19 protein-coding genes are annotated in these 23,815 nt (G+C 50.8%); 8 read left to right on the forward strand and 11 right to left on the reverse strand.

Going from position 1 to position 23,815, the window contains the following annotated elements:
- Positions 1-383 precede the first annotated feature (383 nt).
- The 5 genes from LAT75_RS06540 to LAT75_RS06560 form a co-directional block, all read right to left on the reverse strand.
- Positions 384-2,438, reverse strand: a complete 2,055-nt coding sequence (locus LAT75_RS06540) for a S9 family peptidase (protein WP_291481835.1) — start codon at positions 2,436-2,438, stop codon at positions 384-386.
- A gap of 295 nt (positions 2,439-2,733) precedes the next feature.
- Entirely contained in the window at positions 2,734-3,402 is a 669-nt protein-coding gene (gene msrA / locus LAT75_RS06545) for a peptide-methionine (S)-S-oxide reductase MsrA (RefSeq protein WP_291481836.1), read from the reverse strand.
- A gap of 84 nt (positions 3,403-3,486) precedes the next feature.
- Positions 3,487-4,116 carry a protein-tyrosine-phosphatase gene (locus tag LAT75_RS06550; RefSeq protein WP_291481837.1) on the reverse strand — a complete coding sequence of 210 codons (630 nt, stop codon included), beginning with the start codon at positions 4,114-4,116 and terminating at the stop codon, positions 3,487-3,489.
- 43 nt (positions 4,117-4,159) lie between these two features.
- On the reverse strand, positions 4,160-4,432 hold the full coding sequence (locus LAT75_RS06555; RefSeq protein WP_291481838.1) for a GlsB/YeaQ/YmgE family stress response membrane protein: 273 nt from the start codon (positions 4,430-4,432) through the stop codon (positions 4,160-4,162).
- A 22-nt stretch (positions 4,433-4,454) separates the two neighbouring features.
- Positions 4,455-5,459, reverse strand: coding sequence for a sugar phosphate nucleotidyltransferase (locus LAT75_RS06560; RefSeq protein ID WP_291481839.1), 1,005 nt, complete (start codon positions 5,457-5,459; stop codon positions 4,455-4,457).
- Between the two features lie 207 nt (positions 5,460-5,666).
- Here LAT75_RS06560 and LAT75_RS06565 point away from each other — a divergent pair, with 207 nt between their 5' ends.
- On the forward strand, positions 5,667-7,301 hold the full coding sequence (locus tag LAT75_RS06565) for a Mur ligase family protein (RefSeq protein ID WP_291481840.1): 1,635 nt from the start codon (positions 5,667-5,669) through the stop codon (positions 7,299-7,301).
- A gap of 270 nt (positions 7,302-7,571) precedes the next feature.
- On the opposite strand, the gene LAT75_RS06570 is transcribed toward LAT75_RS06565, so the two are convergent.
- Together LAT75_RS06570 and LAT75_RS06575 are read right to left on the reverse strand one after the other, a co-directional pair.
- Positions 7,572-7,892 (reverse strand): nucleotidyltransferase domain-containing protein, encoded by a 321-nt coding sequence (locus LAT75_RS06570; protein ID WP_291481841.1) that lies wholly within the window; start codon positions 7,890-7,892, stop codon positions 7,572-7,574.
- 196 nt (positions 7,893-8,088) lie between these two features.
- A complete protein-coding gene (locus LAT75_RS06575) occupies positions 8,089-9,321 on the reverse strand; it encodes an FtsX-like permease family protein (protein ID WP_291481842.1) in 1,233 nt (410 codons plus the stop codon).
- Between the two features lie 192 nt (positions 9,322-9,513).
- Between LAT75_RS06575 and glgB the strand changes: the two genes are divergently transcribed.
- The 7 genes from glgB to rho all read left to right on the forward strand — a co-directional run bounded on the left by glgB (position 9,514) and on the right by rho (position 20,830).
- The gene (gene glgB, locus LAT75_RS06580) at positions 9,514-11,715 is read left to right on the forward strand and encodes a 1,4-alpha-glucan branching protein GlgB (RefSeq protein WP_291481843.1); all 2,202 of its coding nucleotides are present in this window, start codon (positions 9,514-9,516) and stop codon (positions 11,713-11,715) included.
- 246 nt (positions 11,716-11,961) lie between these two features.
- The gene (gene malQ / locus LAT75_RS06585; protein ID WP_291481844.1) at positions 11,962-13,512 is read left to right on the forward strand and encodes a 4-alpha-glucanotransferase; all 1,551 of its coding nucleotides are present in this window, start codon (positions 11,962-11,964) and stop codon (positions 13,510-13,512) included.
- Positions 13,513-13,909: 397 nt separating this feature from the next.
- Entirely contained in the window at positions 13,910-14,710 is an 801-nt protein-coding gene (locus LAT75_RS06590) for a glycogen/starch synthase (protein ID WP_291481845.1), read from the forward strand.
- 94 nt (positions 14,711-14,804) lie between these two features.
- The gene (locus LAT75_RS06595) at positions 14,805-16,106 is read left to right on the forward strand and encodes a hypothetical protein (RefSeq protein ID WP_291481846.1); all 1,302 of its coding nucleotides are present in this window, start codon (positions 14,805-14,807) and stop codon (positions 16,104-16,106) included.
- Positions 16,107-17,417: a hypothetical protein gene (locus LAT75_RS06600; protein ID WP_291481847.1), complete on the forward strand. Its 1,311-nt coding sequence runs from the start codon at positions 16,107-16,109 to the stop codon at positions 17,415-17,417.
- Positions 17,418-17,453: 36 nt separating this feature from the next.
- Positions 17,454-18,779 carry a hypothetical protein gene (locus LAT75_RS06605; RefSeq protein WP_291481848.1) on the forward strand — a complete coding sequence of 442 codons (1,326 nt, stop codon included), beginning with the start codon at positions 17,454-17,456 and terminating at the stop codon, positions 18,777-18,779.
- 803 nt (positions 18,780-19,582) lie between these two features.
- Positions 19,583-20,830, forward strand: coding sequence for a transcription termination factor Rho (rho, locus tag LAT75_RS06610; RefSeq protein WP_291481849.1), 1,248 nt, complete (start codon positions 19,583-19,585; stop codon positions 20,828-20,830).
- Here the strand turns inward: rho and lptB are convergent.
- The 4 genes from lptB to purS are packed head-to-tail and all read right to left on the reverse strand — an operon-like array spanning position 20,823 to position 23,716.
- Positions 20,823-21,650 carry an LPS export ABC transporter ATP-binding protein gene (lptB, locus tag LAT75_RS06615; RefSeq protein WP_291481850.1) on the reverse strand — a complete coding sequence of 276 codons (828 nt, stop codon included), beginning with the start codon at positions 21,648-21,650 and terminating at the stop codon, positions 20,823-20,825. The genes rho and lptB overlap by 8 nt on opposite strands.
- 56 nt (positions 21,651-21,706) lie before the next feature.
- The gene (locus tag LAT75_RS06620; protein WP_291481851.1) at positions 21,707-22,753 is read right to left on the reverse strand and encodes a M20/M25/M40 family metallo-hydrolase; all 1,047 of its coding nucleotides are present in this window, start codon (positions 22,751-22,753) and stop codon (positions 21,707-21,709) included.
- A gap of 10 nt (positions 22,754-22,763) precedes the next feature.
- Positions 22,764-23,462: a phosphoribosylformylglycinamidine synthase subunit PurQ gene (gene purQ / locus LAT75_RS06625; protein ID WP_291481852.1), complete on the reverse strand. Its 699-nt coding sequence runs from the start codon at positions 23,460-23,462 to the stop codon at positions 22,764-22,766.
- A complete protein-coding gene (gene purS / locus LAT75_RS06630; protein ID WP_291481853.1) occupies positions 23,462-23,716 on the reverse strand; it encodes a phosphoribosylformylglycinamidine synthase subunit PurS in 255 nt (84 codons plus the stop codon). Before purS ends, purQ begins: the two co-directional genes overlap by 1 nt.
- Between the last annotated feature and the right edge of the window lie 99 nt (positions 23,717-23,815).

A 23,815-nucleotide genomic window follows, 5' to 3' on the forward strand; every position in this document is an offset into this window, starting at 1 on the left:
CGTGTTTTTGTCAGATCATTACCAAAAAGTTCGAATCAAAACTTAAAGAACCGCCCTGTACCGAACGGTATGCAGGGTGGTGTGAGAGGACGGAAAGGGAATTAATCCCTTTCCTCCTACTCGATTGGCATGCAGGCGGGTGGGGGCACGCAGATTTTGCGGGTCGGGGCGGTTTTGCGCGGATGTATGGATGCGGGTGATGTTTTGCTGTGCCCATCCTTTAAACACATCCCTTCAATCATAATGTCATTGTCCCGTCATCATCCCGTTACAAAAAAAGGCAGCCCTCTGTTAGAAAGCTGCCTTTTTTGTGATGTAAGTTTCCGGGTGAAGGTGCCGGTCAGGAACCGGTACACATCACCCTAAAAGAAAGGTGTTACGCATTAATCGAAGGTGATGCCGAAATCGCTGAAGTTCAGGTAGGTCGGCGGTACGGGCTGGCTGGCGTCGCCTTTGAGGTAGGTATCGAACCAGCGGATCATGCGGAGGTTGTAATCGAGGCGGGAGGTTGCGCGCACATTGCCGTGGCCCTCATTCGGGTAGAGAATCAGGCGAAGGGGCACTTCCGGCTTACGCACCTTGATGTGGCGGTACAGCTCCAGCGACTGTGCGGGGTGTACCCGTGTGTCTTCAGCGCCGTGCATGATCAGCAGCGGGGTCTGGCTGCGGTCAACATAGTAAATCGGGCTGCGGAGCAGGTTGTCTTCCCAATAATCCCAGATGCGCTTACGGGAGTGCACCAGGTACAGCTCTTCAGGGATGTCGCTCGTGCCCCACTTGGAAATATTGTTGCTGATACCCACAAACATTACGCCCGCTGCAAAGCGGTCGGAGTAGTAGGTGCTCATCCAGGCGGTTGCGTAGCCGCCGTAAGAGCCGCCGGTAACGCCAACGCGGTCGGCATCAACAAGGCCGTCTTCAATCAGGAAATCAACGCCGTCAACCACGTCATCAAACTCAGCACCGGCAAGGTCGCCCTGCGAGGATTTAATGAACTCGAGGCCGCGCCCGGTGCTGCCGCGGTAGTTGGGGTAGAACACGGCATAGCCGCGGGCCGCCATCAGCTGACCCGGCAGAGAGTAGCCGGTGAGCCAGCCGTTGCTGTAGTGTGCTTCAGGGCCGCCGTGAACCACGGTAATGAGCGGGTACCGCTGTGATTCGTTTTCGTTGAATGGGCGGATGAGCAGGCCCTCAATCATCCGGCCGTCGCGGGCGGGGTAGGTCACGATTTCCTGTACGCCCATGGCTACGCTTTCCAGCCAGGGGTTGGTGTTGGTGAGGCGCTCGAGGCCATCGGCGCCACGTCGCAGGATGTAAGCCTCACGCGGATGCTCGGGGGTTTCGACGGCAAAAGCCACGTGCCCGTTGTCGGATACGGAGAAGCTGCGCTTAACCGGCCCGCCGATATCGATCAGGCGCTCTTTGTTGCTGCCATCCGGCGCGATGGTTCCGAAGCTGCTCCAAACGCCCTCGCTTGCAATAAAGTGAATGGTGTCGTTGCGGGTCCATTTAATTTGCTCGTACTTGCCAAGGAAATCCGGGTTGATGTTGACCGGGGTGCCGCCGTCGGCGTCAACAACCATGATACGGCCGTCAATCGGGTCGTGAATGGAGTTTCCGGCGCGCAGGGCAATGCGGTCGCCGCTTGGGCTCCACTCGATCTGACCGATTTTTCCGGCATTATCCAAACGTGCTGTAAGTGCGCCGGTGTTGCTGTCGAACACGTGCACGACCTGGAACATCAGCTCATCATCCACATTGGGAGTCGGTGCGATAGATGCTGCGATTTGCGCGCCACCGGGGGCAAAGCTCAGAATGTAGTACGAGCCGGTTACGCCAAGCTCAACAGTGCGGCGGTTTGAAGCGCTGAGGTCAACCACATAAGCCATCCGCTGCGGCCGGTTTTCTTCAAAGAAAGTGGGAGTGTAAGGCAGCGGATTTTCCGGCAGGTTCAGCACCTCATTGGCAAAAAACGCAAGCCGGCGGCCGCGGTCGTCCCACACGTAGCCCATCATATTGGAGGTGTGCATAAACAGCTGCCGTACTTCACCGGTTAGCGGGTTGAGCTCATAAACGGCATTGAATTCGTCGCCATCCATGCGGGTTGTGAACGTGAAGCTATCCATGGTAGGGCGCGCTGTGAGGCCGGTTGGGTTGCGGTCGAGCGGAACCTGACGGACTTCGCCGTTCATCAGATTCATATAATGAAGCTGAACAGATGAAGGCGCATTGTTCGTACGGGGGTCGGCCGGTACTACTTTGGTGAACGCAACGTGAGTTCCTTCAGAAGAGATTACTACTACGCCAACGTTTTCAGTCATGGCCAGCTGCATGGGTGTAAGAGGCTGCTGTGCCTGTACTGTTGTTTGTGCAAAGAGCATCAGGCTAAGGGCCAAAGCTGCAAGCCAGCCTGATGGAGATTTGAAAAGGTACCGCATAGGTTATAGAATTAGGTTGTGGGTTAATGAAACAGATCCGTCTGCAGCAACATGTGCAGGGGGGATGCTGCAACAGCCCTGAACAGGGCCTGGTACTGATCAAAGTGCGGAAATCAGCTGACTGATTGTCAGCTGTTACAGCTCATAAAAAAAGCACCCGCCGGTCTGAAAGGAACAGACCGGACGAATGCTTATAAATAAGGAAAATCCGCCGATTTTGACGAATGAGAAAACACTTTTTAATGAAGCAGGCCAATAATTCAGCCTCTGTTCTTTATAGCTGCTTCGTTCGGGTTTAACGCCCGAAGCGCTCATCGAACAGGCGTTCAAATTTCCGGAGCTTGGGAATAATCACGACCTGGCAATACGCCTGATCAGGGTTCCGGTTGAAGTAGTTCTGATGGTACTCTTCAGCCTCGTAAAAGGCTTCGAGCGGCTCAATCTGCGTTACGATGGGGTTGGGCCAGATTTCTTCGGCATCGAGGCTTGCCTTGAGGCTTTCTGCGGAAGCGCGCTGTGCATCATTTTCATGGAGGATGATGGAGCGGTACTGCGGCCCGATGTCGTTGCCCTGCCGGTTGAGTGTGGTGGGGTCGTGTGTGCGGAAAAAAATCTCGAGCAGCTCTTCATAGCGCACCTGGTTTGGGTCGAACGTGACCTGAATAACTTCAGCGTGACCGGTAGTACCGGTGATGACCTGCCGGTAGGTGGGGTTGGTAACGTGGCCGCCTGCATAGCCGGATACAACGGAGTAAACCCCGTTAACCCGCTGAAAAACAGCTTCAACGCACCAAAAACAGCCACCGCCGAAAGTCGCTTTTTCTGCGTAATCGGGAATCATGTGTGCCGGAGTGTTGGTGTAGGTGGGGTTGGCAAAGGTGCGGTCCTGCGCTTTCGCGCCGTATGCAAACCAAAGAGCGGCAAGCAGGGCAAGCAGCAGCAGGATAAACGCGGTTTCTTTCATAATCTGCCAGGTTTAGGATGTGGAAGAAAATGCTCTCCTAAAGAGAACAGTAAACCAACACCCGGCAAGGGTGCATCATTCAGCTCAGGCAAGCAGGCGGGAGAACACGTAGTGCATTTCTCCGGCAATTTGTGCGGAGCGCTCGTCGTAGGTTTGGGCTTCTTCGGGCGTATCGTCGCTGCTTTTGGGGTCGTTGTAGGTAATGCGGGCCCGAACCAGCGCACCGGGCACAATCGGGCAGTTCTGGTCGGCATCGGAGCAGGTCATCACGGCGATAAGCGGCCGTACAACAGCGGCATCATCCAGCGTTTTAGACCACAGCTTCATGGGGGCTGTGCCGGCTTCATCGGCGAAGCGGCAGAGGTAGCGCGGGTTCCCGGTTTCCCCGGGGTGCACAACTTCAAAACCGGTCCGTTCCAGCGATGCGACGGTGCGCTCGTTACAGGCCGTAACTTCGGTACCGGCTGATTCCATCATAAAAGGAGAGCTGCCTCCGGTTACGGCGTATTGCACTACGCCGGCCCATATCCGGGTAAAGTGGCTGCGGCGGGAGTTGTGCGTGCACACAAACACAAACGAAGGTTTGGGGTCGTTGCTCATTGCCTCACGCATCCGGCTTATTTCGGCATCGAGGTGAGCTTTGCGATCGCCGGTTGGATAGAAATCTTCGGCTGCTTTGGTGAGAAAGGTGGCAACTCCGGGCAGTAATGGCATGGGTTTAAAAATTAGGTAAAAAAGCGGATTGAATGAGCGGGTGTTACTTCCTTCCGGTAAGCAGGCTCAGAATGGTAACAAAAACCACCGAGCCGATAATTGACCAGATTACCGGAAAGCTTTCCCCGCCGATCGTGAAGGTAAAAAGCTCAGGCAGGTTAAGCGTGCGGCTCAGCCAGGAACCGATAAGGGCACCGATAAAGCCCAGCACGATAGAAACCACACAGCCGCCTTTGGAAGAGCCGGCGATGGACTGACCGATGGAGCCGCAAACACCAGCTACGAGAAGCAGAAAAATAAACTCGAATAAACCCATGAAAATTACCTTAATATTATGATTAAGAGTGGGTGCCAACCTGCGAGTGGTCGCCCACGTGCAGGCTGCCGGTGTAGCCTTTTACCACGGCCGAAACCCCAACAGAGCTGTTGCTGAGGGCTGCGTTTTCTACCAGCGCGTTTTTGTTGATGATGCTGCTTTTGATGCTGCTGTTCCGCACAACTGCGCCGGATTCAATAACCGCGTTCGGGCCGATTTCGCAGTTTTCGAGGATGGCACCCTGCCCCACGTAAACCGGCTCGTGTATGGTGCAGCCGCTGTGCGCAACTTCGGCTGCCGGGGTGGCATCGGTTTTGAGCACCTCGAAGGTGGTATCGAGCCAGTTCTGAATGGTGCCGCAGTCCAGCCATTCCTGAACGGTAGCGGGCCTGAAAACCTTGCCTTTGGCCAGCAGGGCTTCGATGGCGTCGGTGAGCTCGTACTCACCCCGCGGGCTCTTCAGGTCGTTTTCCACAATATTGGTGAGTTCGGCGCGCAGGGTTTCGCCTTCCTTAAAATAATAGACGCCGATGATGGCATGTTTGGAAACCGGCTCCTTTGGCTTTTCCACAAAACCGGTAATGCGCCCGTTTTTCATGAGGGCAACGCCGAAGCTGGAGTAGTTTTCGACTTCTTTGAGCCAGATGGCAGCATCGGCGTCCGAAACTTTTACGGGTCCGTTCGTGCTGAACAGGGTGTCGGCAAAGGCTACGATTACTTCACCCTGCATCGATTCTCGGGCGCAGTACACCGCGTGCGCGGTACCGAGGGCCTGCTGCTGATAATAAATGCTGCCTTTTGCGTTAAACCGCCCGGCCATATCCCGGAGCTGATTTTCGACCTCAGCGCCGAAATCGCCCAAAACAAAGGCAATTTCATCAATGGGTTTTTCGAGGCTTTCGCTGAAGGTTCTTACGATACGCTCTACCATCATGGTACCTGCGATGGGGAGCAGTGGTTTGGGTGTAGTGTGAGAATGCGGGCGCAGCCGTGTTCCGCGGCCGGCCATCGGAATGATTAGTTTCATGAACGCTATTAAGTTGCTTTTTGATTAATGCGCCGAAAGATAGCAGATGTTGCTATCTTTAGCGAATCAAATCCCTGCCGCCGCGGTCTGATTACTTTTGGCCGGCATATTCGCTCATGAGACGCACGGTGTTTACGGGCAGCATACAGCTGCTTACCCGGTTCCCATGCAGGTGCCCGTCCTGAATCCGCTAAATTATTTCTGCTTTTGAGTTACTTCATTTTCGTTGAGCTGGTCATTTTCCTGTTTCTCATTGTCGTTACCCGGCACAGCTATATACGGACGACCCACTTCCTGCATGTTTTTCAGCAGCTCGGCTACAAATCACCGGAGTACTGGAAGTTTATCAAGGGGAATCAGCTGGGTGCTTTTGTGGTTACGGCCCACCTTTTTGCCCTGCCGCTTTTTTTGCTCGGCTTTTTTGAAGCCCGCTTTACTGTTACGGCCTACGCACTGCTGATCAGTATTTTCGGGATGGGATTTTTCCTGCCCACAGCTTACATCCGTGCGGAGCGCCCCAAGAAGCCGCTGGTGTACACACCCCGCCTCAAACGGCTTTTTGCGACGGTGATAGTGCTCTACGCCCTGCTCGTTCTGGCGGGCAGCGTGCCGGCCTGGCAGTTCCGCATCCTGCTGCCCGATGTTACCATACTCGCGCTCATTTGGGTGCTGGCCGATATGCTCACGCCCCTGTTTATTCTGCTGGCCGCTTCGCTGATGAAGCCGGTCGAGAACCGCATTCAGGAGGGCTTTAAGCATCAGGCGCGGCAAAAACTGGCGCAGATGCGGGATTTGCGCATCATCGGCATTACCGGCAGTTACGGCAAAACCTCCGTGAAATTTATGATCAAAACCCTGCTGGAAGAGCGCTTCAGCGTTTGCTTCACGCCGGGCAGCTTCAACACCCCGATGGGGATTTGTAAGGTGATTAACAGCGACCTGCAGGCGCATCATCAGGTGCTGGTGCTGGAAATGGGCGCGCGCTATCGGGGCAATATTAAGGAACTGTGCGAAATTGCGCGGCCAAACGTAGCGGTGATTTCCAACGTGGGCAAGGCGCATCTCGAAACCTTTGGCTCGCAGCAGATGATTGCCAAAACCAAGGGCGAGCTGTTACTGAATGCACAGCCCGATGCCACGGCCGTGCTAAATTCTGATGACTCGCTTGTGATGGGCATGGAGCACCGCCAAAGCATGCGCGTGGTCCCCGCCGGGCTCGCAACCGGTATTTTCTCCGTGGAAAATATCAGCTATGGCCGCGAGGGCTGCTCCTTCACCCTCACGCTGAAAGAAACCGGCGAAAGCGCGCAGGTAACCACACGATTGCTGGGTGAGCACACCATCCGCAACCTGCTGCTGGCTTTTGGGGTCGGGCACCATTTCGGGCTCCGGCTGCAAACCATGGCGCTGGCAGCTGCCCGTATTGAGCCGGTGGAGCACCGCCTCGAACTCAAGCCCGCAGGCGACATCACCATTATCGACGATGCCTTCAATTCGAACCCGGTTGGGGCAAAGAATGCGGTTGATGTGCTGGCGCAGTTTACCGGCGGCCGCCGCTTCATTATTACGCCGGGCATGGTGGAGCTTGGTGAGGAAGAAGAGGCCGAAAACAGGGCTTTTGGCCGGCACATCGGAAAGTCTGGCATTGAGGGCGTTTACCTGGTCGGGCCCCGGCGCACCCGCCCGATTTATGAGGGTATTATTGAAGCGGGCTACCCCGAAGCACAGGTGAAGGTTTTTGAGACCTTTTTCGATGCCCGCGATTACATGAATGAAACCAAACAGCCCGGTGATGTGGTGCTGCTCGAGAACGACCTGCCCGACGTTTACAACGAGAGCTGACTGCTGATGGCACGCGGATTTAGCGGATCAGGGCTGATTTGCGCGGATTTTTTTAATGGGTTTTCGGGGGGGGGAGGCTTCACCAAGCCTGTGGCCGGCCTTTTGCTATGGTGCGGGACTGGTTGAGGGGCATGGAATTTGTCAACATTAGTACGGCATGGTTCAGCGGTTTTGCAACGCGACGTTATGAGCCCTGCGAGTTGACTTCCAACAGTGTTTTTTCGGCACTTTGCAGGCGGTAGCGAATGAAATTTTCCTGGCGGAATTCGTTCATAGCAATATTCCTTCGCGCATAACACTTTTATAAAATGGGGTAACCTTTTGTTTTTTATGCCACTCTTTAAGGGAATACACACTCGGGCTTATTATTTCGCCGGTTTCGAATTCAAGGTCGTAGAGCGGTGCAGTAACTTTGCGTTCCATCTCAGATGTAACAACATCCGAGCTGAGCAGGATTAAAACATCCCAGTCGGATCGGGCATAAGCATCATCTCTTGCACGCGAACCGTACAGGTAAACTTTTGCATCAGGGTCATAATCTTGAATGGCTGCCTTGATGCGTTGCGTTATATTTGAACTTGATTTTCTCATATTTCAAGATACTTAAAGCTCATTAAAATTCACATCAGCGGGTAAACTGGTCTTGTGAGTTTACTGCACAATGCGGGTACACCTGCTAAGTTAGCCCCCAAAAAAAAATCTCGGGATTTTCCGTTGGTTTGGGGAGGCGGCCCTAACACGAAAGACCTTGATGCTCACGGCGTTTCCCCATAAAAAAATAAACCTGTTATTCGTAACGAAGGCCGTCGGTTATTTCGATTTGGGAGGCGCGCTTTGCCGGGTACAGGCTGGCGATGATGCACAGAATGAGGCTTCCGGACAGGATGAGGGCGAGGTCGCTGTAGGCGAATACGACGGGGTAGGCGTCGATGATGAAGGATTCGGCCCCGAACATTTTGACCATGCCGTAGCGGTCTTGCAGCCAGGTAAGCAGGATGCCGGCCGAGCCGCCGAGTCCGCAGCCGATTAGCCCGATGATGAGGCCCTGTTTGAGGAAAATGGCGCGGATATCGGCCGGGGTGAAGCCGATGCTGCGGAGCATGGCGATGTCTTTGGTTTTTTGGATCACGATCATGGTGAGGGAGCCCACGATGTTGAGCACGGCTACGAGCACGATAATCATCAGGATGATGTATGCGCCCCATTTTTCGAGGTTCATGACGTCGTAGAGCGCTTTCTGGAGGTCGAACCAGGTACGCACGCTGTACTCAGGGCCGAGGGCGGCCTGGAGCCGGGCTTTTACGGCATCGGCCTGCCTGTGATCGGTGAGCTGCAGATCTACCCCGCTGATGGATGCCCGCATGTTGAACAGCCGCTGGGCCGCCGCTTTTTCGATGTACATGGGGGCGTCGTCCTGCGGCTGAATGAGGCGGTAGCTGCCGCGCACTTCGAAGGCAAAGTTGCGCGGACCTGAGAACTGAGTGAGGGAGCGCTGAATGGATTCGGCGCTGATGAGGCGCAGGTCGGCGCCCATATCGAGCCCGAGGCGGGAGAGTTTCTGCCGGCTCATGAGCACCCCGGGGCGGCGGTCGCGGATGCTGAGGTCGAAATCGCCGCCGGCGAAGAAGGTTTCGAGTTCGAACATGCGGCTGAAGGCTTCGGTATCTACCCCGCGTACGCGGGCTACCATGAAATCGCCGCCGCGCAGGGCTACGAGTGCTTTGCCTTCAACATAGGGCGAAACAACCTGAATTTCGGGGATTTCGCTCAGGAGTTGGTTGTGGTGCTCCTCCCAGCTGAGGGAGCGGCCGGTGGCGGATTCGATGCGGATATCGGGGTCTTGTGCCATCATCCACCCCTGAACCAAATCAAAGAAGCCGTTAAATACAGAAAGTACGATTATGAGCAGGGCGGTACCCAGCGTAACCCCGGAGATGCTGATGAGCGTGAGTACAGAAACCAGCGAAACTTTCTTTTTGGAGAAAAGGTAGCGGCGGGCAATCAGGGTGGTGGCCTTCATGGGGTTTGGCAAAATCTTGATGCTGTTACGGGTAAGGCGTTGCTGCGCGGGGCCGGGCTTTGCATAATGAAATGAAAAATCAGGAATCTGAAAAAGTAAATGCCATGCGGGCCTGCAAATTAGCTTTCAGGGAATTCAGGCTAAATTCGTATTTTTAAAGTTAATTCTTTATACACGTAAATCATACCTAATTTGGAAAGCAAGTTCACCAACACAGACGAGGCCAACGCCTTAATTTACGGGAATCACGGTAACCCTTTTGCATTTTTGGGATTTCAGGAAGCCGTACAGGGTAAAACGAAAGGCTTGCTGGTAAGGGTTTTTAAACCGGGCACTGAATCAGTTGTGCTGATTGAGCGCGAAAAAAATAAGCGGCACGAAATGGAGAAAATTGCGGACGAAGGTTTATATGAACTTTTTTTCCCGCGCCGCAAAAATCAGTTTGCTTATAAGCTGGAGCTAAGCCGGCCAGGTGGTACTACCGAAATAGTTGAGGATGCATACCGTTTTGGTTCGCTCATTAGTGATTTTGATCTTCAGCTTTGGGGTGAAGGTAATCACATCCGTTCGTATGAAGTGCTGGGCGCGCATGCGAAGGAGGTTGACGGGGTGCGCGGGGTTCACTTTGTGGTTTGTGCCCCTTCAGCAAGCCGGGTGAGCGTTGTGGGCCCGTTTAACAACTGGGACGGCCGCCTGTACCCGATGCGCAAGCTTTTTGATCAGGGCCTGTGGGAGCTTTTTGTGCCCGGTATGGAACCCGGCGAGGTGTATAAGTATGAGATTAAAGCGCCAAATGCGCCTCTGCCTTTTTTGAAAGCTGATCCTTATGCTTTTGCTGCGGAGAAACGCCCCAAAACGGCTTCTATCGTTGCGGATGTTTCGGGGTTTAAGTGGGATGATGACGAATGGATATCGAAGCGCGATCAGCGTTTTGAAAAGCCGATGTCGATATACGAACTTCATTTGGGTTCATGGAAGCGGCATATTGCCGATAACAGTTTTTATACCTACAGGGAACTCGCGGACACGCTGATCCCCTACATTAAGGATTTGGGCTACACGCATCTGGAGCTGCTGCCGATAGCGGAGCATCCGTACGATCCGTCATGGGGCTATCAGGTTACGGGCTATTATGCGCCCACAAGCCGTTTCGGCAGCCCGGAAGACTTTGCCTACTTTGTGAATGAGTGTCATAAGAACGACATTGGCGTGATTCTGGACTGGGTGCCTGCGCACTTCACCAAAGATGATCACGGTTTGCGGCAGTTCGACGGTACTGCGCTTTATGAGCATGAAGATCCGCGGCAGGGCGAGCATAAAGACTGGGGCACCAAGATTTTTAATTTTGGACGCAGCGAGGTCAAAAATTTCCTCATTTCCAATGCTGTTTTCTGGATCGACAAATATCATATCGACGGGCTTCGGGTTGATGCGGTTGCTTCGATGCTGTATCTGGATTATTCGCGTGAACAGGGGCAGTGGGTGCCAAATAAATACGGCGGCCGTGAAAACCTGGAGGCAATCGACCTGCTGAAGCGCTTTAATGAGGTCGTACATGAGGAGTTCCCGGGGGTGGTAACGCTGGCCGAGGAATCGACTTCATGGCCGCTGGTATCAAGGCCAACTTACGTAGGCGGGCTCGGTTTTGATTACAAGTGGAACATGGGATGGATGAACGATACCCTCAAATATTTCCAAACCGACCCGATTTACCGCAAGTATCATCACAATCAGCTTACGTTTTCCTTTATCTACGCCTTTACAGAGAATTTTGTGCTGCCGTTCAGCCATGATGAAGTGGTACACATGAAGCGCTCCATGCTCGACAAAATGCCGGGCGATGTATGGCAGAAGTTTGCAAACCTGCGGGCCCTGTACAGTTATATGTACGGGCACCCCGGCAAAAAACTGCTCTTTATGGGCAGTGAGTTTGGGCAGTGGAGTGAATGGAATGAGGCTAAAGAACTGAACTGGTCGCTTACCGGTATGGACAAGCACAGCGGTTTACTCAAAATGACGGCCGACCTGAACAAACTCTACCAGAACGAGCGCGCCCTGCACGAGGTAGATTTCGACTGGGCGGGTTTTGAATGGATTGATTTCTCAGATGTAGATAACAGTATTCTGGCCTTTACGCGCTACTCCAAAGCGAAGGATGAATTCGTAGTTTGTGTGTATAATTTCACGCCGGTTTTCCACCGAAGCTACGTATTTGGGGTACCCGGGGCCGGGGTGTATAAAACAATCTTTAACTCTGATTCAGAATACTACGGCGGAAGTAACAAAGGCCTGGATACCGTGCAGTCTGTGGAAGGCGAATGGCACGGTAAACCTCATCATATACAGATTGAGGTACCGCCTTTGGCTGGTGTAATGATGAAGCTCGTTAAATAAATAAACTACGTGAATAATGCCTTGCTGTGCCGAAAATGCACAGCAGGGCATTTTTGTAAAACACCTTAATGCTTTGGCTTCGGAAATGTGTCTGACCGTGCGGAACCCTGAATCAGCAGCAAATAACAGTTTGCAGCTCCCGTATTGCAGGCCCAAAAGCACCGAAACCGGGCAGGAAAGGAATCACGCAACGATTTTACCAATTACCATTTCAACTATTCCTTTAAGTTTAACTACCAGAAAGCTATGAAGTTTAATCGCGCAAGCGGCGTGTTGGTACACCCAACCTCTTTCCCATCCAACTACGGGTTGGGAGACCTCGGCTATGCAGCAAAAATGTTTCTCGATTTCCTGATTGAAACCAGGCAATCGATCTGGCAAATCCTGCCATTGGGCCCTACCGGATACGGAAACTCCCCGTATGCAAGTTATTCGGCCTTTGCCGGAAACCCGTACCTGATTAGCCCGGATATTCTTGTATCAAAAGGTCTGCTCACGCAGGCGGAAGCTCATCAGGCGTACCTGCCTCAGAGCACCAAAGCCGACTACGACCGAGCCATGCCGCTTAAGGATGCTTTATTTGCGAAAGCATTTGCACGCTTCGAAGAGGCAAACGGTAAAGACGGTGGCAGTGAAATGCGCACCTTTGCCCGTAAAAACAGTTACTGGCTAAAAGATTATTGCCTGTTCATGGCCTGCCTTGAGCATCACAGCTTCCGGCCCTGGAATACATGGGAGGAAGGTGTTGCCCTTCGCAAGCCTGCATCCCTCAAATCGTGGGAGAAAAAACTGGCTGACCGCGTACGCTATTACCGCTGGCTTCAGTTTGAGTTCTACAATCAATGGCTTGCTGTGCGCAAATATGCCAACGACAACCAAATTCTTGTAGTGGGAGATATTCCCATTTTTGTGGATCACAACAGTGCAGATGTTTGGGCACAGCCTCATTTTTTTGAAGTTGATGAAAAAGGCAACCGTCAGCTTGTTGCCGGTGTACCGCCTGATTATTTCAGTGCTACGGGGCAGCTTTGGGGCAACCCGCTGTACAAATGGAAAGAGCTCAGGAAAGACGGTTATACCTGGTGGCTGAAGCGCTTCGAGCAGATGATGATCCTAACCGATGCCATCCGTGTGGATCACTTCCGCGGCTTCGACGCCTACTGGGAAGTGAAAGCCGATGCGCCAAACGCTATTGAAGGCCGATGGGTGAAGGGGCCCGGCAAAGATCTGTTTAATACGGTTTACAGCCATTTCGGAGAGCTGCCGATTATTGCGGAAGATTTGGGAATGATCACTAAAGAAGTAGTTGAGCTGCGGGATCATTACAACCTGCCTGGCATGAAAATTCTTCAGTTTGGCTGGAATGACAACTCCGGAAACGGCTTTTTGCCGCACAATTATACGACAAGTAACTGTGTGGTGTACACCGGCACGCACGACAACGACACCAGCCGGGGCTGGTATATGCAGGCATCAGCGCTTGAGCAGCATCGCCTTCGCGAATATGTGCGCTCCGGTTGTGAACAGCCAGAGCGTGAACTGATACGGCTTGCGATGTTATCGAACGCCGATATGGCAATCTTTCCGATACAAGACCTGATGGGGCTGGGCACGGAGCACCGAATGAATTTCCCGGGAACCGCAACAGGCAATTGGGAATGGCGCTTTACAGCTGAAATGCTGTATGGTATAGACAAGGGTTTCCTGCTGCACCTGGTTAGTATTACGAACCGTGATCCCCGTTTAGGACTCACCGATGCCAACCTGATAGAGCTGAAAACCGAGGAGGCAAATTGACCTTTAACGCAAAAGGCAATTTCGTTATATTATAAGCTTATTAAGAATCTGCCATTTCCCGCGGGTTATGGCAGATTCTTTTTTTACAACCCGCAGAAAACATCCTGCTTTTGTTTTCCTGCACCTAATGGTTGTTTGAATGTGACTAAATGAAACCAAGCCCTTCTTATTTTGTTTGCAGGAAATTTACCGGGTAGCAGCCTGATCCGATCTGCTGATCATTCGCAAGCAGCAAGCCTGCCTTCTGTTGCGGAACAACGCTCGGAATTCTGTACAGACCAGGTACTCAGGAAAGAGCGGCAGTTATCTTACTGCTGTTTGGTCTCAAACAGGTTATTGAAACCTGTTTCGTTTTTAAAAACTACATCCTGTAACTAAGCAACACTATTCCCGCACTATGAAGATACTTTACGCTGCCGCAGAAATTTCACCTTTCGCACGGCTGACAAACAACGCAGACATGCTGCGCTTCCTGCCCGCATCCCTGCAGGATAAAGGCTTTGAAATCCGCATCCTGCTGCCCAAGTACGGATCTATTCACGACAGAAGAAACCGGCTGCATGAGGTGATCCGACTTGCCGGCATCGAGGTCGAAGTAGATGGCAACGTTGAAAGTATGCGGATTAAGGTTGCGAGTATCCCCAACGCAAAGCTTCAGGTGTACTTCCTTGATAACGATACGTTTTTCAAGCGTAAAGGCATGTTTAAAGATCCCAAAACGGAAGCGTATTACCCCGATAACCTGCAGCGCCTCATCTTCTACAATAAGGGAGTTTTGGAAACCGTTAAAAAGCTCGGCTGGCAGCCCGATATCATTCACTGCCATGATTGGGCAGCCGGTTTCATCCCTGTATATATGAAGACTGTTTACGCCAATGAAGCCATTTTCAAGGATACAAAAGTGATATACAACCTTCACAGCCCGGCGAATGAAGGTGTTTTTGATCTTGAAAACCTTCCTGTAATGCGCCTGCCCGAAGATATCGATCAGACTAAAATATCGGCTGAGGGGAAAATAGATTTTCTCCGGGCCGGCCTGAACTTTTCTGACCATGTGGTAACAGGAAATGACATTCGTTCTGAACTCGACGGGCTCTTTACTGAACTTGGCATAGAAAGCACTAAAATACAGGGTGCCCCGCAGGATGTTTCATCAAAATTCGCTGACTTCTATCGTACCATCAAACCGGAGAACTAAACCCTGTATGCAAAAAGGGACTGAACCAACCCAACCCCGCCAATTTCATTTTTATCAGCAGAAAACAACAGGGCTGTTTGCAATAGCACTGTTAATGCTCGCTGGTTTATATGCCTGCAGCAACGACAACAATATAGCCGGTGCTTCATTTGTACAGAGCGGTCAGAATATTGCAATTGATACGCTCGAAGTAACTGATTTCGAACTGGTTGATCTGCTTACTTACACCGGTAATCTTAGCGTGTTTTCGGCCGGTCGTTTTACCGATCCGGTTTTGGGCACCATTGAAAGCACTGCATTTCTGGCCCCCGGCATTAACTCGGTAAGTTCTTCCGATTCCGTGCATGCAGGTGCCGAAGTTTATCTGGTGCTGCATCCGTTTTCTTTCTACGGAGATACGACGCAGACAGCAACTTTTAATCTTCATTTCATTGAACAGCGCTGGCGCCCGGTAGCCATACGCAAGGATTCTGAAATTGCGTTTAACCCCGCTCCCTTCGGGCAGGTGCAGTTTGCAGCCGGAACAGATTCCGTTTTATTCCAAATGCCGCAGCAGTGGGCTGATGAGTACCGGGATTTTTTCAACGAAGAAGACAGTCCGCTTGAAAATGTGCGCGAAAACCTTTTTGGCTTTGCCCTTGTACCTGCTGCTGAAACAAACGCAATCGTTAGTTTCCAAACCGAAGCAATCATCACAGACTCCCTCGGAAACCGAAATTATACGGGTACGCGCCTGCTTGTTGTGAACCCCGAAGTTCATGATGATGATGATAATGGCGGGGAAGACAGCAGCAACCGTTTCTTCCCTTCAGATAACGGAGATGATAACGGTAACGGCGACAATGGTAACGGAGGCTTTACAGACCCCTTCCCAAACCGGCAGTCTTTTTCAGCACCGTTCAGAGGCAATGGTTTTAATACGCTCCGATCCGACATCCCGGGCGAAAGTCCGGATGTGATCTCTGTATTTAACACCTTTGAACAGGTGTTACGTCTAAACCTCAACCTGGACAGCCGCGATTTTTCTTCTCAGGCTGTAAGCCGGGCTGAACTGCTGCTTTTTGAAGATCTCGGCCCGGCATCGGTACTTCCGGAAGGGCAGGTACGCAGCAGCAGCGGCCGCCTTCAGTTTTATGTGCTCAACGAAACCGAACGCAATTTTGAAGTGATCAAACTCCCCCTGTTCGAACCACCGGTACGCGAATCTGATTTATCCTATCGGGTGAATGTTACTGAATTTATCCAGACCTATCAGCTTGGCCGCCGTTCCGAAACTGAATTTTTTATAACATCAGGGCCCAATAACGGTCAGTTTACCCCTGCTTTCCTTGCTGCCCCTGGATCAGGTGAAAGAGCCCCGAAACTCATCATTACACGCATTAATCCGGAGAAATAAGTGAAGCAAACAGCAATAATTGCCCTGACACTCATCATGATCGTGCTTCCTTTCACGGCAGCACAGTCACAGGAAAGTCTGGTTCGCAGTGCTTCTGTTTATTCGGTACTCGGCCTTGGTATCCCGCAGGATTATATGTCGGTACACGGTACCGGGATGTCGCTCATTGGCGTAGCGACCCCCGACAGAACAAAAGGTACTCTCGCAAACCCGGCCATGTGGGGTACAACATACCTTACCCACATGACGGTATCCGGCAACGTTACAACCTTTTCTGCAAGTGATGGGGTTACAGATGCAAGTAGTACCCTTGTAGGTTTTGACCGGTTTCAGGTTCAGATCCCGGTATTAAGAGAACGCCTTGGCGTTTCTGCGGGTCTTTACCGGACTACTGATGTGCGCTACAGTTTTGTTGACCAAAACAGTATTGTTTTGCCAACCGCCGATTCCCTATCCGTTGTGGATTACCGAACATCCGTTACAGGAACCGGTGGAATTAACCGTCTTGAGCTTGGTTTTGGCCTTCGTTTAACCGATAATATATACGTAGGTTATGCCCCGTCTCTTAAATTTGGTGTTGTAGAAGAAGACAACCAAATTCTGTTTCAAAGCAGCCTGTACAGCCCGGTACGTTACGACGAAAGAACGCGCTACAGGGGGCTCGCACACCGGTTTGGAGCAATGGTAATCCTGCCTCGTGTTTTTTCTGCCAACGATCAGATTGTAATAGGTGCAACGGCTACCCTTCAATCTGAGTTAGAAGCAAGGCGACGGATAAACACCCGAATCCTCACCGGTCAGGTACTCAGTGATTTAGAGCTGATTCCCGAAAATGAATTTGGTGAACAAAATGTGACCTATCCGTTTGAGACAACCGTTGGTTTATCTTATTTTCCCACACGGTTTACCCTTTTCGCAGCAGAATTGCACTATCAGCAATGGAGCGAACTAAACGCCTTTGGTTCTGATGACAAACTGGCTTTCATGAAAGATCGTCTTCGTCTTGGGTTTGGTTTTGAGTATGATGCATTCAGCCGCGGAAATGAAGGTTTGTTTAACAGCCTTATTTACCGTGCCGGGGTTTCGTATGATAACGGCCACCTTTCCATCGATGGTACTGACATAGAAACGATGCTTTTTTCTGTAGGCTTAGGTATTCCATCCCGTTCAATGGGCTCATCAATCGATTTGAGCTTTGACTTCGGGATCAGAGGTACGGAAAACAATGGCCTTATTCGTGAAAGAATATTTGGATTACGAGCTTCGTTAAATTTCTCAGAACTTATGTTCCTGCAACGCAGGGTTAACTAACTCGATACAACTATCAGATTCATTATCGGAAATCTTATGAAAAAGCTGATCTTGCTACTGCTTGCCGGTTTGTTTGTTTATGACCCGGCCGTCGCTCAGGAAGAACCACCTACACCTTTAAACCTGCCACCAATTGCGGTTCAGTCACTTTTCGTAGAAAGTGTGAGGAATCAGCAGTTCGATGATGCCCTAAACTACGGCCGCTGGCTCATTGACTGGCGCCCCAAGGAAATGGAAAACAACCCCAATTATCGCGGAGACCGTAACTTCCGGCGGATGATTCAGGTTTATGAAGCAATTGGCGCACAGCAGACCGATCCAAGCCTCAGAGAAGCTTACGTGGATTCTGTACTCATTATGTATGAGCGCACTTTTATTACTTTTGACGAATCTGAAATTGATTTATTTGAGTGGAAACTAAACCGCGCCAGATTCATGCAAACCAATATGCGTTCTATTGCCAACGGGCGTGTGTTAACGATGGAAGAATATGCGCTTTTGTTTGAATTGGATATGGAACGCTTTATTCAGACAGGTGATGGCTATTTTATTAACTATCTGGTGAGTGAACTCGTTAACAACAGTTTTCGGGACAGAGCTATTCAGACTATGAACATAGCCGAACCCATTTCACCACAATCCGTACGGGCTCATTTTAATGAGCTGCGCGGAAGCCTGTTTCGCTCGCCTGAAGAGCGCATCGGGTTTTTGCTAACACAGATGGAAGGCATGGATGATGACGAACAGCTCGCTACCATGCAGGAACTGTTTGATCTGTACGGTCAGGCAGGGAACCGTGCCAAGCAGCGTGAGATGGCCATCACATTATATGAGCTGGATCCGACTTTTGAGAATATCATGCGAATGGCACAGTATGCGGAAAGCCAGGCAAACTACCGTGATGCCATCCGGTACTTTGGTGAAGCTTTTCAGGCTACAGACGACACACAAATCAGGGCTGAAATTAACCTCAAGTTAGCGGAAAATCATTTTGCCCTTGATGATCTGCAAACTGCCAGAACGTATGCCCAGCGTGCCATGCGTCTGCGCCCGAACTGGGGGGCACCACTCATGCGCATGGCTGATATTTACGCACAAGCCGTAAATAACTGCACCTCAGGTGGTCTCGAACGTACCGATAAAGCAGTGTACTGGCTCGTACTCGACTACCTCGAACGTGCCCGCAGGGTTGACAGCAGCGTTGCGAATATGGTGCAGCGCAGCATTGCAAGTTTTCAGGCCGTTACCCCCTCTGCTGAGGAAAAATTCTATATGAACTGGGAAAACGGCGATACGCTGCAGATTGGGGCGAATCTCAATGCATGCTACGAATGGATTAGTGAAAGCACAACTGTTCGGTAAAGACTAAGTATTTCAACAGTTCCATAAGGCTTTGAGAGTTCAAATGACGGCGAAAAAAGTCATTTTTTAACCTCTCAAAGCCTTTTTGGGATAAATAAATTTGTTTAACTCCGGCATACTGCCGATATTGAACAAGTCTTTGTTAAGACCACTGCCCGCCTGAATCAGCCCGCCTTTTTCTTCAGTGTAGCGGGGTACCGTCATGAGTTTGAAAGCATAAAAAGTATTTTAAGACGGTTCCGGAAGTTAAGAGATTCATACTTATGATATCTTCCCTCAGTAAGAAGGGTTCTCAACAATTAATTTTCAACCCGAATTAGTTGTTATAGTATAACACGTAATTCACTTCCACTGAAAGTCGGCAGGTTTTTAGTATAAACGGGCACAGCAGCAAAAAAAAGCATTGGCTTTTGAGGGTTAAGACTGAATTTGCCAGAAACCTTCAATTTATGGTATTTGTGCTTTGAAAAACCAACACGAATTACCCGGATGTTCGTCTGCAATCGAATACAAAACAAACAGACAGTAGCCCGGGTTGAAATCAGATCAATTTGATTTAAGAGTTGAAACCTACGCTTAAATCAGGTTTCCTAAAGAATTAAATGAATAACCGAAATCGGTCTCAGGTTTCGGAAATTACGCTTTTACGGTTATCTGAAAGCATTAGCGGGTATATCAATAAAATAAAGCGAGTTACTGAGTCAGCTAATTTTGATTCAAGCTCTTAACGGAATATAAAATCTTATACAAGATTCAGGCACAGCGCCTTCAAGGCTAATTAAACAGATCAAGATATACGAAGAATGGCTCAATCAAGAAAAAAGTCTAAACCAAAAAACCGAAGAAAAGGCCCTAAACAAAAAGGGCAGGGACAACAGCAGGTGAAACCAAAAAAAAATAACCCGCTGATTCCTGAATTTAATGGTCAGCAGCCTTCGCGCCCTGCGGGGGTTTACACCGGAGTATTGGAGATAAACGAAAAAGGTTATGGTTTTCTTAGAAAACTGAATCATGAATTTTCGAAAAAAGACAGCGATCCCTTTGTTCACGTGAATTTGGTACACATGCTGTACCTCAAACCCGGGCTTGTTCTTGAGTGTGAGTTAGAAGAAGACATTAAGGGTAACAGAAGGGTGAAGGAAATTCTGACTATAAACGACCGGCCCATTCAAAAATGGACAATGGCCAAGCGTTTTGAGCTTCAGACACCTATTATGCCGGTATCGCAGATTAAACTATCCCATAAGGCTGAAGAAACGGAAATGCGGGTTATTGACCTCATCGCCCCTATTGGCAAAGGGCAACGCGCAGTTATTGTAGCCCCTCCGCGAACCGGAAAAACCGTGCTCCTCAAACAAATTGCAAAGGCCATCGAAACCTATCATAAGAAAATCCACCTTGCGGTTTTACTGATTGATGAGCGCCCGGAAGAAGTGACTGATTTTATCCGGACTACAAGCGGGCAGGTGTTTGCTTCCTCTAACGACAATACAGTTGAAAGCCACACCCGTATTGCCGAACTTGCCCTCGGCTACGTGAAACGCCGTGCTGAAATGGGCGAAGATGTTGTGCTTCTGATCGATTCTCTCACGCGTATGGGCCGTGCTTATAACGCCGCTCAAACCGGCTCAGGCCGTACCATGTCCGGCGGACTCGATATACGTGCGCTCGAAATTCCCAAGCGTATTTTCGGTTCAGCCCGTAAAATTGAAGGCGCAGGCTCCCTAACGATTATTGCAACCTGCCTGATTGAGACGAATTCCCGTATGGATGACCTCATTTTTGAGGAATTCAAAGGTACAGGCAACATGGAGCTCGTTTTAGATCGTGATATTGCAAACGACCGCATTTTTCCTGCTATAAATATTGCAGCTTCCGGTACGAGGAATGAAGAAAAATTTATTGAGGATTCATCCATCGAAGAACGCAATGTGCTGCGCCGCTATCTGCTCCGGAAACCACCCAAAGATTCGATGCTAAGCCTGCTTCAGGTGCTCAAGCGAACAACAAGTAACCGCGACCTGCTTGAGCAGCTCGCAACGCTTACATAGGCGGGCGCTCGTTTTTAGGCCTGTTTTCCGTTTTAGCTTCATCATCCCTGAAAGATTCGGCACCATAGCGCTCAAGGCGAAACTGTTTGCCCAGATAAAGTCTGCGGGCTTCCTCATCTTCAGCGAGGCGGTCCGCAGTGCCTTCCATCAGTATTTTGCCTTCAAACATCAGGTATGCCCGGTCGGTTATGGCAAGAGTTTCATGCACATTATGATCGGTGATGAAGATGCCGATGTTTTTCTGTTTAAGGGTGTACACGATTTTTTGAATATCTTCCACAGCTATGGGGTCAACGCCCGCGAAGGGTTCGTCAAGCAGGATAAATTTGGGATTAGTGATCAGTGCACGGGCAATTTCAGTACGCCGCCGCTCACCGCCTGAAAGGGAATAGCCGAAGCTTTTTTCAACGGCCTGAAGGTTGAATTCTTCAATGAGCCCGGAAGCTTTTTCGCGCCGCTCTTTTTTTGAAATGCTGGTGAATTCAAGCACGGATTCAAGATTTTCACGCACGGTGAGGTTGCGGAATACGCTCGCTTCCTGCGCGAGGTAGCCAACCCCTGCACGGGCACGCCGGTACATGGCCATGCGTGTAATCTTTGTTTTATTCAGGTAGATATTTCCGCTGTCGGGGCGTATAAGCCCCATAAACATGTAGAAAGTCGTTGTTTTTCCGGCTCCGTTCGGGCCTAAAAGCCCTACAATTTCCCCCTGATGCACATTGATGGATACCTCGTTCACGACCGCTTTTTTCTTATAGGTTTTCACCAGGCGGTCGGAGTGCAGAATTAGATTTTCGGATGTAGGGGGAGCTTCGCTCATCCTGAATAAACTGATTTGAAATTTAGCAAGTAGCTGAGTTCCGGTATTTCAGGATTTCAGTCTTTAAAGTAGGTGTGAATCTGCTCAATAAAAGCTTGTGTGAGGCGGATGCCGCTGAGCACATCCGCAACGTTGCAGCTCTCAACGGTAGTGTGCAGGTAGCGCGTCGGGGTGGAAATGCAGGTTACCTGTGCGCCCACACCTGTAAGGTATTGCAGCGCCGCTGTGTCGGTACCACCTGCGGTGAGCAACTCCCGCTGATGCGCAATATCCCGCTCGCGGGCCAGAGCTTCGGTGAATGCGACGAGCTTCGGCGTGCAGATTACACTTCCGTCCATCACTTTAATGGCGGTGCCTTCTCCCAAAATCGAAATTTTTTGATGCGTGTCTGCACCGGGGAGGTCGTTGGCCAGGGTTACATCGAGAGCAAGGCCAACCTCCGGCTGAATGGCGTGGGCGGCAACGCGGGCGCCGCGCAAGCCTACTTCCTCCTGTACTGTGAAAACGGCGTAAAAATCAACCCCGGTAACTGTTGCACGTTTGAGCGCTTCTATGAGGATGTAAACCGAAATACGGTTATCCAGCGATTTGCAGCTTAGGTTGTTGCCAATACGGCTGAGTACCTGACTCCGCGTAATGGGCGTGCCGACCGGCACGACTGCTGAAACTTCCTGCTCACTGAGGCCGCAGTCTATGAAAAGCTCGGTCGTTTTAGGCGTACGCTTTTTTTCCTCGTCAGACTGCGTGTGGGGTGCCTTGCCGCCAATGATGCCAGGTAAATCTTGTTTGCCGTGTACAATCACCCGCTGATTCAGCAGCGATTTGGCATCAAAACCACCCAGGGTGTGAAACCGGATAAATCCGTTTTTATCTACACCGGTTGAGATCAGAGAAATTTCGTCGAGATGCGCTGCCGCCATTACCTTACGGCTGCCGCCTTTTTTCCGTACGATTAGGTTTCCCATGCCATCGGTACGTAATTCGTCGGCAACACCGCTCAGAGCATCTGCGACAACTTCCCGTACGGGATCTTCAAAACCGGGAGCACCAGGCGTTTCACAGATTTTTTTAAGTAAATCGAAGTCAATTTTCAGGTGAGGCATGGTGTGCTTTTCAGGCAGGTTGCAGGTGGTTGAGCATGGATTCGAAAATGAGGCGGCCGTCAGTGGAGCCGAGTTCGGTCTCACAGGCCCGTTCAGGATGAGGCATCATCCCCAAAACATTACGATCTTTGTTTACGATTCCGGCGATGTTATTTAGCGATCCGTTCGGGTTCGCTTCCGGAACCACATCCCCCAAAGCCGTGCAATAGCGAAACACGACCTGACCATTTTCTTCGAGGGTTTTGAGGGTTTCCGGAGGGGCGGTGTAGTTTCCTTCGCCGTGTGCAATGGGGATCTGAAGGGCTCGGCCGGGTTCAATCAGGCTGCTGAAGGGCGTATCAGTTTGTTCGGTGCGCAGGTACAGCTGTTTGCAGCGGAATTTCAGGTTCTCGTTGGCGAGCATGGCGCCAGGGAGCAGCCCGGCTTCAAGCAAAATCTGAAATCCGTTGCAGATACCAATTACGAGCCCGCCTTTGTTTGCGAATTTCACTACATCCTGCATAACGGGCGAAAAGCGCGCGATAGCCCCGGAGCGCAGGTAATCGCCGTATGAAAAGCCGCCGGGAACAATTACGGCATCGGTTTTGCCAAGACTGGTTTCTTTGTGCCAAACGAAACGGACGTCGGCAGCAAGTACATGTTTTAAGGCGTGATAAGCATCGTGATCGCAATTGGAACCGGGAAATACAAGAACTGAAAAGGTGGCCATCAGGAGGTTTCCTCCATAATTTCAATTTCAAAATCTTCCATCACTTCGTTGGCAAGTAGTTTTCGGGCGGCCATTTCCGCAGCTTCACGGGCCTGCGATACAGTGCCGGCTTCAATATCGAGCTCAATCATCTTGCCGATCCTTACATCTTTGATGCGATGGTAGCCCAGGTTCTGTAAAGCTCCAAGCGAAGCCTTGCCTTTGGGGTCGAGAATGGAGGGTCTGAGGGTGACGTAAACCCGGATTTTGTACATGTGTGTGATGAGTTTGGTTCCGGTTGAGGGTGTGCGCTAATTTACCGTTTTATGTGGGAAACGACCACAGGAATCATTGCGAAGCTCAGGTGCAGACAG

Origin of the sequence: Cyclonatronum sp., assembly GCF_022565315.1 — a bacterium.
GTDB lineage: Bacteria > Bacteroidota > Rhodothermia > Balneolales > Cyclonatronaceae > Cyclonatronum.

Excerpts from the sequence above, each read along its gene's own strand:
- LAT75_RS06540 (WP_291481835.1), bottom strand. The coding sequence starts at position 2,438 with ATGCGGTACCTTTTCAAATCTCCATCAGGCTGGCTTGCAGCTTTGGCC.
- msrA (WP_291481836.1), bottom strand. The coding sequence starts at position 3,402 with ATGAAAGAAACCGCGTTTATCCTGCTGCTGCTTGCCCTGCTTGCCGCT.
- LAT75_RS06550 (WP_291481837.1), bottom strand. The coding sequence starts at position 4,116 with ATGCCATTACTGCCCGGAGTTGCCACCTTTCTCACCAAAGCAGCCGAA.
- LAT75_RS06555 (WP_291481838.1), bottom strand. The coding sequence starts at position 4,432 with ATGGGTTTATTCGAGTTTATTTTTCTGCTTCTCGTAGCTGGTGTTTGC.
- LAT75_RS06560 (WP_291481839.1), bottom strand. The coding sequence starts at position 5,459 with ATGAAACTAATCATTCCGATGGCCGGCCGCGGAACACGGCTGCGCCCG.
- LAT75_RS06570 (WP_291481841.1), bottom strand. The coding sequence starts at position 7,892 with ATGAGAAAATCAAGTTCAAATATAACGCAACGCATCAAGGCAGCCATT.
- LAT75_RS06575 (WP_291481842.1), bottom strand. The coding sequence starts at position 9,321 with ATGAAGGCCACCACCCTGATTGCCCGCCGCTACCTTTTCTCCAAAAAG.
- malQ (WP_291481844.1), top strand. The coding sequence starts at position 11,962 with ATGAAGTTTAATCGCGCAAGCGGCGTGTTGGTACACCCAACCTCTTTC.
- LAT75_RS06590 (WP_291481845.1), top strand. The coding sequence starts at position 13,910 with ATGAAGATACTTTACGCTGCCGCAGAAATTTCACCTTTCGCACGGCTG.
- LAT75_RS06595 (WP_291481846.1), top strand. The coding sequence starts at position 14,805 with ATGCTCGCTGGTTTATATGCCTGCAGCAACGACAACAATATAGCCGGT.
- LAT75_RS06605 (WP_291481848.1), top strand. The coding sequence starts at position 17,454 with ATGAAAAAGCTGATCTTGCTACTGCTTGCCGGTTTGTTTGTTTATGAC.
- rho (WP_291481849.1), top strand. The coding sequence starts at position 19,583 with ATGGCTCAATCAAGAAAAAAGTCTAAACCAAAAAACCGAAGAAAAGGC.
- lptB (WP_291481850.1), bottom strand. The coding sequence starts at position 21,650 with ATGAGCGAAGCTCCCCCTACATCCGAAAATCTAATTCTGCACTCCGAC.
- LAT75_RS06620 (WP_291481851.1), bottom strand. The coding sequence starts at position 22,753 with ATGCCTCACCTGAAAATTGACTTCGATTTACTTAAAAAAATCTGTGAA.
- purQ (WP_291481852.1), bottom strand. The coding sequence starts at position 23,462 with ATGGCCACCTTTTCAGTTCTTGTATTTCCCGGTTCCAATTGCGATCAC.
- purS (WP_291481853.1), bottom strand. The coding sequence starts at position 23,716 with ATGTACAAAATCCGGGTTTACGTCACCCTCAGACCCTCCATTCTCGAC.